This is a genomic window from Vibrio sp. T3Y01 (assembly GCF_013114525.1).
Classification (GTDB): Bacteria; Pseudomonadota; Gammaproteobacteria; order Enterobacterales; family Vibrionaceae; genus Vibrio; species Vibrio chagasii_B.
The window spans coordinates 513,115-526,914 of record NZ_VTXJ01000001.1 but is presented as its reverse complement, the minus strand read 5'-3'; the positions used below and the strand labels follow the sequence as shown (position 1 = coordinate 526,914).

10 protein-coding genes are annotated in these 13,800 nt (G+C 44.7%); 5 read left to right on the top strand and 5 right to left on the bottom strand.

Annotation, left to right across the window (positions count from 1 at the left end):
* The first annotated feature begins 35 nt into the window (after positions 1-35).
* The 3 genes from F0232_RS02230 (at position 36) to F0232_RS02220 (ending at position 3,547) form a co-directional block, all read left to right on the top strand.
* The gene (locus F0232_RS02230) at positions 36-1,067 is read left to right on the top strand and encodes an NADP-dependent oxidoreductase (RefSeq protein WP_061030831.1); all 1,032 of its coding nucleotides are present in this window, start codon (positions 36-38) and stop codon (positions 1,065-1,067) included.
* A 24-nt stretch (positions 1,068-1,091) separates the two neighbouring features.
* Positions 1,092-1,712: a glutathione S-transferase family protein gene (locus tag F0232_RS02225; RefSeq protein ID WP_061030830.1), complete on the top strand. Its 621-nt coding sequence runs from the start codon at positions 1,092-1,094 to the stop codon at positions 1,710-1,712.
* Positions 1,713-1,864: 152 nt separating this feature from the next.
* On the top strand, positions 1,865-3,547 hold the full coding sequence (locus F0232_RS02220) for a pseudouridine synthase (RefSeq protein WP_061030829.1): 1,683 nt from the start codon (positions 1,865-1,867) through the stop codon (positions 3,545-3,547).
* Positions 3,548-3,682: 135 nt separating this feature from the next.
* On the opposite strand, the gene F0232_RS02215 is transcribed toward F0232_RS02220, so the two are convergent.
* From F0232_RS02215 to F0232_RS02205, 3 genes are all read right to left on the bottom strand, one after another.
* A complete protein-coding gene (locus F0232_RS02215; protein ID WP_080566553.1) occupies positions 3,683-3,976 on the bottom strand; it encodes a YkgJ family cysteine cluster protein in 294 nt (97 codons plus the stop codon).
* Between the two features lie 164 nt (positions 3,977-4,140).
* Positions 4,141-5,325, bottom strand: coding sequence for a D-alanyl-D-alanine carboxypeptidase family protein (locus tag F0232_RS02210; protein WP_171750662.1), 1,185 nt, complete (start codon positions 5,323-5,325; stop codon positions 4,141-4,143).
* Between the two features lie 181 nt (positions 5,326-5,506).
* The gene (locus F0232_RS02205; protein WP_171750661.1) at positions 5,507-6,100 is read right to left on the bottom strand and encodes a DUF4136 domain-containing protein; all 594 of its coding nucleotides are present in this window, start codon (positions 6,098-6,100) and stop codon (positions 5,507-5,509) included.
* A 268-nt stretch (positions 6,101-6,368) separates the two neighbouring features.
* Between F0232_RS02205 and F0232_RS02200 the strand changes: the two genes are divergently transcribed.
* Entirely contained in the window at positions 6,369-6,623 is a 255-nt protein-coding gene (locus F0232_RS02200) for a YgjV family protein (protein ID WP_029627241.1), read from the top strand.
* A 117-nt stretch (positions 6,624-6,740) separates the two neighbouring features.
* Here the strand turns inward: F0232_RS02200 and F0232_RS02195 are convergent, their stop codons facing one another.
* Together F0232_RS02195 and F0232_RS02190 are read right to left on the bottom strand one after the other, a co-directional pair.
* Positions 6,741-8,204: a sensor domain-containing diguanylate cyclase gene (locus tag F0232_RS02195; RefSeq protein ID WP_171750660.1), complete on the bottom strand. Its 1,464-nt coding sequence runs from the start codon at positions 8,202-8,204 to the stop codon at positions 6,741-6,743.
* A 304-nt stretch (positions 8,205-8,508) separates the two neighbouring features.
* Positions 8,509-11,676: a glycosyl hydrolase family 18 protein gene (locus tag F0232_RS02190; RefSeq protein ID WP_171750659.1), complete on the bottom strand. Its 3,168-nt coding sequence runs from the start codon at positions 11,674-11,676 to the stop codon at positions 8,509-8,511.
* Positions 11,677-12,152: 476 nt separating this feature from the next.
* Here F0232_RS02190 and F0232_RS02185 point away from each other — a divergent pair, with 476 nt between their 5' ends.
* Complete coding sequence (locus tag F0232_RS02185; protein ID WP_137408318.1) at positions 12,153-13,739, top strand: BCCT family transporter; 1,587 nt, start codon at positions 12,153-12,155, stop codon at positions 13,737-13,739.
* Positions 13,740-13,800 lie beyond the last annotated feature (61 nt).

Below are 13,800 nucleotides of genomic sequence, written 5' to 3'. Positions count from 1 at the left end.
TCTAAATAAACACAATATAAAATTAAGGACATCCAATGACTCAACAAGACAATCGTCGCATCGTATTGGCTTCTCGCCCTGTCGGCGCACCAACTCAAGATAACTTCCGCTTAGAAACCGTTGCCGCACCAAAAATCAATGATGGTGAAATGTTACTACGCTCGGTTTACCTATCTCTCGACCCTTACATGCGTGGCCGTATGAGTGATGCAAAATCTTACGCCGATCCAGTTGCTATTGATGAGGTGATGGTTGGTGCAACTGTGTGTCAGGTCGAAGCATCAAACAACAGCAATTATGAAGTTGGCGAATGGGTATTGGCTTACACAGGTTGGCAAGATTATGGCGTGTCGAACGGTGAAGGTCTTATCAAGCTAGGAAAAGCGCCGACTCATCCTTCTTACGCATTGGGCATCATGGGCATGCCAGGCTTTACCGCTTACATGGGTTTACTGGATATCGGCCAACCGAAAGAAGGCGACACGTTAGTGGTAGCGGCTGCAACTGGTCCAGTTGGCGCTACCGTAGGACAAATCGGTAAACTAAAAGGCTGTCGTGTCATTGGCGTGGCTGGCGGTCAAGAAAAGTGCCAGTACGCGAAAGAGGTTCTTGGTTTCGATGAATGTATCGACCACAAGGCAGATGACTTCGCAGAGCAATTGGCGAAAGCGTGTGAAAATGGCATCGACGTTTACTTTGAAAATGTTGGCGGTAAGGTATTCGATGCAGTAATGCCTTTACTTAATACAGGTGCTCGCATTCCTGTTTGTGGCCTTATCTCACAATACAATGCAACGTCTCTCCCTGAAGGCCCAGATCGCATGTCTAGCCTAATGGGTACTCTTCTAGTTAAGCGCATTAAGATGCAAGGCTTCATCATCTTCGACGACTACGCACACCGTTACAACGAGTTTGCAACTCAAATGACTGAATGGTTGTCTCAAGGAAAAATGCACTACCGCGAGCACCTAATTGAAGGCCTAGATGAAGCACCACAAGCATTCATGGGTCTGTTAGAAGGTCAGAACTTCGGCAAACTTGTTATCAAAACTAACGAACCAAAATAGCTCAAGGATAGAATAAGCAGAATTATGATTACTTTACATCACCTGAATAAGTCGCGTTCTAAGCGCATCATCTGGCTACTGGAAGAGCTTGGTGTCGACTATCAAATCAAACCTTACCAACGAGACAGTGTCACGTTTTTAGCACCACCTGAACTGAAGTCTGTTCACCCTCTTGGTAAATCTCCAGTCATTGAAGACGATGGCGTCGTGATCAGTGAATCTGGCGCGATCACTGAGTATCTCATCGATAAGTTTGGCGAAGGTAAATTTGCACCAGCACGTGGCACAGCTGAATACGTTGAGTATTCTCAGTGGCTACACTTTGCTGAAAGTTCGGGCATTTTACCAATGTTGCTTAAGATCTTCGTAATGAAAGATGGCGCCGAGACAAACTTCCTCGGTGGTTATGCTGATGACGAAAATCAAAAGATCCTAACCTTCGTTAACGAAGCACTTGAAGGCAAGACCTATCTTGTAGGCGAAACACTCACTGGTGCCGATTTCATGATGTCATTCATCGTAGAAATCGTCGGTAACTTTGGTGCAACTGCGCTTTACCCTAACATTGCTAAATACGGCGAACTTTTGGCGAGCCACCCTGCTTACCAAAAGGCGGAGCAACTCGAGTTAGAACACTCCAATTAATCGAGATTTTGTCTATTCAATGCTTCCATAGCATGAAAATGACTGTCTAAATGAAGCCAAAGCCGATTTATCTTTCGCTTTGGCTTCTCATTTACCTTCATTTCGACAACAATATCGAGCTCTAAACTGAATCCCCATAGAGTTTGATCTTCATGTCAGCGAACCTTGCTCAATACACACCACTGCACACGTTAAACCAAACAGCGAATCAAACCTTATCGCTGCCAGAGCGTTTTACATTCCCGTATTACTATACTCCGCATCCACTGTGTGAAATAGCGATGCAGCAGCTTCAACAGTCACTGCTTGACTGTGGTGTGAATGAAACATCACAAGGTAACCTCTATGCCGTTCTTCTGGTTCAACACCCTCAAACTCAAGAATTGGGCTTCCTTTCTGCGTTCTCAGGTTTGCAGCTAGATTCGTCTTTGGAGCCTCTGTTGTCGAGTACCGCCTTTGTTCCTTCTGCTTTTGATAAGCAGAAGTTTCAGGCCCTAAACACGCAAGGCTTAATCCTACAAGCGACATTAGCTAACGACATTACGAACCTAGAGCAAACTCATAACCTAAATGAACTGACTTCAACGCTAAGCGGGCTTAAAAACGACGCAAACAAAGCAATAGAAGCCTTTCAGCTCACCATGGCCGCCAACAAAGCACAGCGTAATGAGCTTAGAGAGCAAGCAGCTCAAGAGAAAGATCTAGGAAACCCAGAATCTGCGGCCAACCTACTTAAGCAGTTAGGAAATCAAAGCAGCCAAGAGAAGCGCGACCTAAAAGCACTTCGGATCGAGTGGAAGCAGAAGATCGCTGAAAAACAATCACAAGTAGACGCTATCGAAAGCGAGCTTAAAAGCCGTAAGAACAACTACCAGGCCATTTCTGCAGAGTTAGAAACACAGCGCTTGTCTCACTATCGTTTTATCAACCAAACGGCAGAATCAAAGAGCCTAGTTGAATTGTTGGATGGTAAAGACGCGCTTGAAGGCTCTGGCGACTGCTGCCTGCCAAAGCTGCTTAATTTTGCCTTTGAATACGGCTTTAGACCGTTGGCTTTAGCTGAGTTTTGGTGGGGATTACCGCCAACAGATGTCATTCGACAACACGGGAACCTCTACCCAGTTTGCCAGAGCAAAAGCTTTGAGATCCTTGAACACCAGCTAAACGGCATTGATCTAGAGGATAATCCGCTTATCGTAAACCCTGCGGTAGGTAAGTCGTTTGATATTGTTTATGAAGATGAAGAAATAGTGGTCGTGAACAAGCCTGAAGAGTTCTTGTCTGTTCCTGGTAAGTTCATCGAAGACTCAGTGTATACGCGTATAAAAGCGCGCTACCCAGATGCTACAGGCCCTTTGATTATCCATAGATTGGATATGTCGACATCTGGCTTGTTGATCTTGGCGCTAACAGCCGAGTCCAACAAGCACATCCAAAAGCAGTTCATCGATAGAACGGTCGAAAAGCGTTACACCGCACTACTTGATGGCGAAATAACGGGTGAATCTGGTGACATCAGCCTTCCTTTACGTGGCGATATCACCGACAGGCCAAGACAGCTGGTTTGTCATGAGCACGGACGTAACGCAGATACGCATTGGCAAGCCGTCAGCACTAATAACGGCAAAACCAAGGTGCACTTGTATCCTAAAACAGGCCGTACCCACCAGCTACGCGTACACTGCGCTCACCCACAAGGACTTGGCGTACCGATTCGTGGTGATGACCTATATGGCTATAAGCGCGAACGGCTGCACCTTCATGCGGGCTACCTCAAACTGATTCACCCAACCACCGGGGAATGGATGGAATTTGAAGTGCCTTCTAAGTTCTAAATCGACTCGTTCTCACACAAAACTAAATCAGTAAAACGAATCAGGGCTCTATATCAAATCGAGATATAAAGCCCTGACTTTCAAGAAATCGTGTATTGATATTAATAATATGGATCAACCGGCTGCCAACACAACCTAACCCATCACCTCTTTACGCTGGTCGACACACTCAAACGAGCCCATTTCGAACTCACGGCAGATCCATGGTCGGTTTTCATAGATGGTACACATCAGTGTTTCCCTATCTACCGCTGAGCACCAACCATCATCAAGACGTTTCATGGTTTCACCGCCCCACTCATCGTAAGCAATATGCTCTTCTGGGACACCGGTATCTGTGATGATCATAACCTCTAAACGACAACAGCATGCCTGGCAATTGGCGCAAGTTACTTCAGGTTCGGTGATGTTCTTTATCTCTATGGTCATAAGTAACTACACTGCTAAATTTTGCGTATAGTAATCGAAACCATCAGCGACTGCTAATAAAGAACGTTATTCACCTCGCTTTGTCCCGTTCTAAAACAACAAAAGGCGCTGTGATCAAATCACAGCGCCCAGTCGTTTTACTTTTCTCTCTGGTGCCAGTTCGTTTAGAACAGACTTGAGAAGAACAATTTAATGTAGTCCATCAAACGTTTGAACAAGCCACCCTGCTCAACCGATTCAAGTGCGATCAAAGGCTGAGTTTGAACATCTTCACCATCAACAGTGTAATGAACCACACCTAGAGTTTGACCTTCTGCAATCGGCGCTTTCAGTTCAGAGTTAAGCTCGATAGATGCGGTTAGCTTTTTGCTGTCTGATTTAGGTAGCGTGATAAACGTGTCCTCTGCAACCCCAAGCTTAAGCGTGTCTTGACTACCGAACCAAACCTTCTCCTCAGCCACTTGGTCGCCACCTTGGTGGACATTAAGCGTATCAAAGAATCGGAAACCGTAACTTAAAAGCTGCTTGCTGTCTGACTCACGGCTTTTAACACTCGATGCACCCATCACTACTGCAATAAGCCTCATTTCACCTTGTGTTGCCGAGCTCGCTAAGCTGTAGCCTGCACCAGAGGTGTAACCCGTTTTCATACCATCAACCGTCAAGCTTCTATCACGAAGCAAGCCATTACGGTTGTGTTGAGTGATGCCGTTGTAACTGAAAGAACGTTCGCTGTATAAGCCATAGACATCTGGAAGATCTTTAATGATCGCTCGACCAAGCAGCGCGATATCGTAAGGTGTTGAATACAAGCCTTCCGCATCTAAACCGTGTGCATTGGCGAAATGGGTATTTTCCAATTTCAGAGAAGTCGCCCAAGAGTTCATCAAATCAACAAAGGCATCCTGAGAGCCCGCGACGTGTTCTGCTATAGCAACACTGGCATCGTTACCCGATTGAATAATCAAACCGCGGTATAGATCCATCATCGCCACATCGGTATTTACTTCTATGAACATTTTTGAGGAGTCTGGGAAATTCTTCGCCCAAGCGTTTTCACTGATTCTTACTTTGTCATCTGCAGAAATGTTACCTCGCTTCATCTCTTGACCCGCCACATAGCTGGTCATCAGTTTGGTTAAACTTGCAGGGTTTAGCTTGGTATGTGCATTTTTTTCGACGAGCACATCACCAGAATTAAAGTCGATTAACACATAACCTTTGGCGCCTAAACTAGGCGGAGCCGGTACGATAGAAGGTGCGGCGATAGCTGCTGTGCTAACCATCGCTGCGTTACTTACAATGAATATACTTAATAGAGGAAGAGAGTATTTTGAGAACAGTTTCATTGAATTAAACCTAAGTTAACGTTTTGACCAGTATAGACAAATGCCAGCAAAAGAAGCGCGAACTTTACGTAGCTTTACGCAAATGTACCTTTAGTTACAAATAAAAAAGTATATTCTGCGATTTGTCTATTTTTTCAACTGTTAATATTGACCAGGAAAATACTCTCTTGTTCAAACATTCTTAATTTATCTTTGGCATCCGTCTAAATAGCATCTCAACAAAGCCAGAAATGCGCTGTTTGCTCTCGCTTGCTTCTAGGTCAGGCTTAATCCCCGATTGAGCTAACGCTTGCCATTGGATTATCTGAGAATTTGGTAGCGAAAATACAATGTATAATGAACCTTTTTCAGTGAGTTTTCCTTTGCCATCATAGAAAGGAACGCCCGTAGAAAGCTGTACCGCCTCGAAAATTGAATTGTCATTCAGCTCTGACTCTTCTGCCAGTCCAAATCCAACTACCACATCACCGATGCCACCACCCGACTCCAAGCGATACCCTTTTTCCGTTAGCTGCGCTTCAATTGCGTCACGCACCATATCGGTAACCACAGTTTCATTGTACTTCTTAGAGAGGAATACCTGTTCCGATTGTGGGTGCCATGAATAAGTTGATACGCCATTTTTCATGAACTCAAAGTCGCCGCTGATCACGACACCATAATCATGGACGGGCGGCTGTTCTTGGGTAGTACAAGCTGTCAGCACAATGCTCATCAAGGTCACAAGCACAGCGGTCTTTATGCTTTTTGTTGCACAAATGGATCGTTTTATCATGGTTAGAGCCTTTACCTATATACCAATAACTATCAATTTAACCACCAACATAAATGGTAATTATGTTAGTAGAAAGTGCATTAAACGTTTGCGTAATCGCTAACCTTCACTTCTACCTATTTTGGGGGTTTAATCACAAAAACGGAGTTGGTATAGTCTACCCCGTAAAACATAACCAGACCATTCGAGGCACGGAGCTTCCTCAATCATCTCATGAAGAGAAGAATTGGTACCGACAAAGTATCGGCAAATTTAAGAGGGTCAAACAATGGAATTCAATATGGTTGAGATTTTAGGTTACGCTGCGTCTATTATGGTCGCAATTTCATTAACAATGAAAGATATCGTTCGCCTGCGTGTCCTTAACTTTATTGGCTGTGCACTCTTCACAGCATACGGCGTTATGATTGACGCTTGGCCAGTGGTTGCAACCAACGGCTTCATCGCATGCGTAAACATCTACTTCCTTGCAAAAATGCAAAAGGAAAAAAAAACGGAAGCGATGAAAGAAGCAAAAGCTTAATTTAGCGACTAGCGATTTCAAACTATTCTGAAAAAGCCCAAATAGAGCGATCTATTTGGGCTTTTTTATTCGTGTTGTTCTAAATAGATGTTTTTAGACTCAATATGACGAGTGATCTCACAGGTAAGCAATTCGATATTCGTTCTCTTTATAGATTTGGGTATTGTTACGCCCACTCGCTTTGGCTTTGTATAACGCTTGATCGGCTTTTTCGATTGTCCCTTCTATCTGGAATAACACTTGAGCATAACAACAACCAGCGCTAACCGTCACAGGTGAAACGACTCCCTGAACTTGCTCAATCCTCTTCCTCAAAGTTTCTGACAGTTCGAACAACTGTCGCTCATCGCAATCAAAGGTCACCAAAATAAACTCTTCCCCACCATAACGCGCAATCAATCTGTCTTTGCTAGACAAATGCTTCAACGTATCTGCTACTGCACAGATTACCCTATCGCCCTCTGCATGCCCGTATTGGTCATTCACTCGCTTGAAATGGTCTATATCCAACAAAATGACACCAACACCTTGTAAGGGGTATGGCGAGTTATCAGATATTTTAAGCTTTACCTGCTCAATGAAACTTCGGCGGCTATAAAGACCAGTGAGATAATCGAGGCTCGCAACATCCAGTACCATTAAGTGGCGATGGCGTAAGTAAAGTACCAAAACAACAATAATGCTGAGCAAACTAACAACCAGCGTCACCAAGCTCAACAGCAACAAATTATGGTTCTTGTTCAGCTCTTGTTCTAAAACCCCAGCTGAAATCACCCAATTCAAATATGGGTAGAACTTATAAAATACGTTTTTGCTCGTTGTTCCATTCGAATCAGAAATCGAGTAGCTAAAATGCCCTTCGGGTTCAGTGCCCACTTTATTGATAAGTAACTCTGAAGAGTCGTCAATTAAGGCCTTTAAATGCTCATGTTCAACGCTAGGTTGCAGAACTAGTTCACCTTGTAAATCGACGATGTATACATAACCGCTATCGCCATAAGAGTACTTTCTTAGTTTGTCTTTTAATGCATCTAGATCAACCAAATACATCAACTCTTCTTTGTAGGTCGTCGCCACCAAAGTATTGCCACTTGGTAGTATTATTGAATAAGCAACTTTGGCTCGTCGACTTATCTCGTGAGGGTTGGCGTGGAAGTATTCGATCATACCAGACTCAATATTGAGTTGTTTTTGTATATGGGTAAGATGTCCTCGCCTTTTTCCTTGCAAAAAAGGGTGATATAGATGAACACCTTGCGGAGACGTCAAATAGATATAGCCTGACTGACCAATGTGCAACTCACTGGCTATCTCGCTTATCTGTTCAATTTCTTGATCTTCGGCCGCATGCCACACGTGAGACGCAACAGTGTCCGTAATACCTTTTAAATAGGTTTTTATCGCTTCGTTTACTGTGGTGTCGACGATGTCATAGCTCGCATTCACAATAGTACGAAAGAAGAACTGATTGGAATCCAATAGTGATTTTTGGGTTCGATTAAATTGAACTGCAGAAAGGAGCAGAGAAACAACGGCTAGCACAATTGAGAAGCTAAGAATGTATTTACGTCTGACTTTCAAGATTACCCCATCATCTCTAATTTTAGGTAACACTCATATTTTTCTAATAAGCAGACTGTTTTATATCATGATTGATGTTTTTACTGAACGAATGTCTATATTTTAGAGCCTTTCAATGTGCAATCTGTGACTTATAACAAAAACGCCGAACTGTTTTCAGTTCGGCGTTTGCATTGTCATCTAAAGTCACACTAAACGACTGATAAATATAATCAAAATCATTTACATCTACCATTCATCATCATTATGAAAATGTACTTTTAATGACTCCTATTATTGATATCAGCTATTAACTAATACGAGGTTACGAACACACTTTGGTCCAGCTACCATCACTTCCTGGTTCAGAACTTGTCCACCAGTTAGCTTGGTAAATGCTACCGTTGTGAACCACTTGGTCACCCGTGTTTGCATGGCTTGGGTTACCTGCCCAGTCTTTCTGAGGCAGATCTGGGTACACAGTTAAGCCTGCAGTATCACAAGTACCAGGGTTTGTACCACCGTCGCCAGGGTTACCGCCACCAGAACTGATATCACCTAAAGGTAAATCTGGTTGCTCAAAGCTGAATGCATAATCGACACCACCTACGTTAACGGCATAGTTTGCAGGGCCTGAAATTGGCAAGTAATACACCATATCCAGCTCATATACACCACCAGCAGGGAGTTCTTTCCATGCAGGTAATGTGAAGGCCACACGGTGCATAGTACCGTCTAATCCGCCGATGTTATCCGCACGAGTATGACCCGAAGCAATCACAGTCAAACCACCACCAGATTGATCTTTCGCGTTGTCTGGTGCAGATACTGGAATGTCGAACTGGAACTCAGTACCGCCAGGCAGTGCTTGCCCCGTATTATTGGTAAACGTGATCTTAGGATTAATTGGGTAGTTTTGGTCACCGACTTTGAAGCCACCAACCGATACTGCAATGTCTAGTGCTTCGGTAGGAATTGCACCAGTCGCGACTTTGTTTCCATATGGCGTTGCCGACTTAAACTTATCGTAGATAGCTTTAGTCATTGTGTTACCCATGTGGAACTCACCGTTACCGCTGTTACACGCTTGCTCTGTGGTATCAACCGTTGTTCGGTTGCCACTTGCATCAAGTACATAACAGTTGTAGTCGCCAGCCAGTTCCCAGAACATGATGCCGCCGATTTCTTTGTCGATAACGTAGTCCGCTTTCACGTTGATAGACTCTTTATCTTCCGTAGAAAGGAACACGCCTTTTTCAGCATTCCATAGCCAAGGTGCAACCGCCACGCTGTCGTAGTTACGCGTGTAAGTGCCTCTTAGAACATCCGTTGGATCGTTTACAGGATCTAGCTTGTAGGCGTCCGCATAAGAACCCCAAATACCTTTCTCTAGGTTCTTCGCATGCCACATTGGGTTCGAACCTGCGCCCATTTCGTTTCCTTTAGGGTCGGTATCATGCCACATGTTATCGATACCAATCGCACCGTGACCACAGTTGTTCTTCTCACCTTCACCAGTACCAGCGGCACATTCAGATTGGTTAGGCAATGCAGCTCGGCCCCAAAGACCATTTTCACCACCTGTTACGCCCTGCCAACCACGCGTGTAATATGGAACACCGATGTTAATACGACCTGCTGGCATTGAACCGCGGAAGTAATGGTAAGCCCAATCCGTGTTCAGGTAACCGATACCACCATAAGCCGCTGTGTCGTATACATTCCACTGCGCTAGTTCTGAATCTTTACCTGTATCAAACAAGGCTGCGTTATGGCCAACGTGGTCGTTCCAAGCGCCGTGAAGGTCGTAAGACATGATGTTCACGTAATCAAGATATTGAGTGACATCGAATGTTTCCATACCGCGTAACAGGTAACCAGAAGAAGGTGCCGCGATAGTTAACATGTAGTGATTGCCATCTTCAGCAGACGCCACATCAAGCTTCTCACGCAATACTTTCATCAGCACTTGGTAGGAAGCCCATAGGTACTCACGACGCGGTTCCATGAAGTCTTTGTCGTATGGGTTACCCGCACCAGCCATAGACGTTGGGTACTCATAATCAATATCTAGGCCATCGAATTGATATTTACGTAACATTTCAACCGCTGAAGTCGCGAATGTTTCAATGCCTTGGTGGTTGATAGATCCATCAGCATTGGTCGTCATAGTATAGAAGCCACCATCAGCAACTCGGCTTCCGTCGGTCGCGAAGTGACCGCCCGTTTCAGCCCAACCACCAATTGAGATTAGCGTTTTAACACCATGTTTTTTCTTGGCTGTTGCGAGCGCACCGAAGTGACCTTTAAAGCCTAATGCAGGATCAACCTCTACTCCCGGCCACTCTTTACCGACAGCAGCATTATTCGGATCGTTTACGTCACCAACATTCACTTTACCATCTGAACCGATGCTCACGAACGCATAGTTAATGTGTGTGAGTTGCTCCCAAGGAATATCATTTACTAAGTAAGCCGCTTGAGGGTCGTCCCCTGCACGCCAGCTCGTGAAGTAACCAATCACACGACGAGGGTGATCCGCGCCCATTTTCTCACGGCCTTCATCATCGTAAATCGTACAGTAAGGAACATCGACACCTTGCGTTTGATACAAGCCATCAGGACGACATGTACTCACCGTTGGAGCACCATTCACCGTCAAAGAAGCGAAGGCTGAATCCGTTGTTGCGCCTTGATCGTCGGTCGCTTTGGCGTAGACAGACAAAGTACCTGCTTGAGTGGTTGTGTAGTCTAGCGTGTATGGGCTTGTAGCCGCTGTACCAACTAAAGAACCTGCTACATAAAAATCAACTTTATCAACCGTACCATCACTGTCTGCAGCCGTTGCTGTGAGTGTTACCACGCCACCTACATCAACAGAAGCCGCTGAAAGTGAAACTGATACAGTTGGCGCTTCATTACCGGGTTGTAGTGAATCAACAGAAATGGATACTGCACTTGCGACACTTGCCGCGCCTTCATTATCTGTTGCAACAACAGAAACCTGATGGTTACCCGATGTTGCAACCCAAGCCGCTTCAAATGGTGCCGCAGTAGCTACAGCAACTGAAGTTCCATCGACAAAGAACTCTACTGAAGCAACACTGCCATCAGTATCGAGTACTGTTGCACTTAAGACGACATTATCGCCCTCAACGATTACATCTGACGCGTTAGGTGCTGTTAACGAAGCGGTTGGGGCTTCATTTGGCGTGCCACCGCCTCCACCACCACTACACACATCAATCTTTTTCCATTGTGCATAGTCACCCTCGAATTGGCTTGGGTTGTTATTTTGATTCCAGTAATTCGCTGAGTACGCGCTGCCGTCATGTGAAACCTGATCACCACCGGTGTACACCGTGGCGGAATCCCACGCTTCTAACGTTGAACAATCAACAGCCGCGTAGCTGTTGAACGCCATTAAGCATGACGCGGTGAGAGTACTGAGTGTAAAAACCTTCTTGGCCACTCTTCCTTGGTTTAGGTGCATGTTAGCTGTCCCTTAAGTTATTGTTTCAAGATGCTTAATTTAAGTGTCATATATCTCATCACTTAAATTTCTTCGCAAAACAACTGTAGGTAACAGTGCCAATTTAACACCTAAAATATTCGATATTTATAAAATGACTCGCAATAATTTGTTTATAGCATGCAATGAGTCGACACTTATTTTGCACGAACAACTAATATTAAATTTATTTCGGTACGCTAAAAAATATCGCCTAATTCGCATCCTTAATTACAAAACTCTATTCATATCTACTTTATTTATTCGTTCTGAAATTTCGTTTTAAAACTAACCAAAAGGGAGTGATTTCGCCGTAGAACTGATTTCTTTTCTAAATTTGCCCACTTTTTCTTAACAATTGTGATAGTATCGCGGCTTTTTTTGACGAACCTCACATTTCCAATGCAAGTGTGGGAGAAATACATAGGCTCGAAAGAGCCAAATATAGCGAAGAAATAATGTCCAACTTGACGCAAGTCGCCAACGAAAACATCAACGCAGAATCTACTTCTATTAACTTCACTAAAGCCCAATCTTTGGGTGAAAAACTGGAGCTTGGAAATCCAGTATTTTGGCTAAGTGGGAGCTTTTTAACTCTCTTTGTCATTCTTGCCTTCACCAACACCTCGGTGTTGTCAGAACTTGTAAACATCGGCTTTAGTTACTCAACTAAATGGTTCGGTGCTTTTTGGCAGGTTCTCTTACTACTCAACTTCATCATCGGCTTAGTGCTTGCACTAGGACGCACAGGTCACGTTCGTTTGGGTAAACTTGCCCTTCCAGAAATGACTACCTTCAAATGGATGTCGATTGTCCTATGTACGCTGCTCGCAGGCGGTGGTGTATTTTGGGCAGCAGCAGAACCTATTGCTCACTTCGTTTCTGCTCCGCCTCTATACGGCAACGCTGATCCTCAAGCAATGGCATTCAACGCCCTATCTCAGTCTTTCATGCACTGGGGCTTTCTTGCTTGGGCAATCTTAGGTGGCTTATCCTCTATCGTACTGATGCACCTACACTACGACAAAGGGCTCCCTCTTAAACCTCGTACTCTGCTTTACCCGCTACTGGGCGACAAAGCGATCAATAGCTGGATTGGTAACGTAGTCGACGCTTGTAGTATTGTTGCTGTTGCAGCAGGCACTATCGGCCCAATTGGTTTCTTAGGTCTTCAAATCAGTTATGCGTTGAGTGAACTGTTTGGCATCTCAGATAGCTTTGCCACGCAGAGCATCGTTATTCTATTCGCCATCGCCATGTACACCCTATCTGCATTGAGCGGCGTGAACAAAGGCATTCAACTGGTTAGCCGTTACAACATCATCTTGTCTGTATGCCTGATCGGCTACATCCTTCTTGTGGGTCCAACAAGCTTCATCGTTGATGGCTACTTGCAAGGCATGGGTGAAATGATCGATAACTTCATCCCAATGGCGCTTTACCGACAAGATACAGCGTGGCTAGGTGGTTGGACGGTATTCTTCTGGGGTTGGTTCTTAGGTTATGGCCCAATGATGGCAATCTTTATTGCTCGCATCTCACGTGGCCGAACAATTCGCCAAATGATCGTGTCTATCAGTATCGTTGCTCCGCTAGTAACCTGTTTCTGGTTCAGCATCGTTGGTGGTAGCGGTTTAGCGTTTGAGTTAGAAAACCCTGGCGTAATTTCTAGTGCGTTCGAAGGCTTCAACCTTCCTGCGGTATTACTTGCTATTACTGCGCAACTGCCGTTCCCAACTCTGATTGCAATTCTGTTCCTCATCCTGACCACCACGTTCATCGTAACAACGGGTGACTCAATGACCTACACCATCAGTGTAGTTATGACAGGCACCACAGAGCCAAACGCAGCAGTTCGCACCTTCTGGGGCATCATCATGGGTGCTGTAGCCATTGCGCTTATCTCAATGGGCTCTGGCGGTATTTCTGCGTTGCAGTCGTTCATAGTGATTACTGCCGTTCCTGTGTCATTCATCTTACTACCATGTTTATGGCATGCTCCTAAGATCGCGACACAGATGGCAAAAGAGCAAGGCATCGCTTAATACCAAAGCCAACTAACCTCGGTTTAGTGTTTCGAACAAAAAAGCCACTCAAGTGAATCAC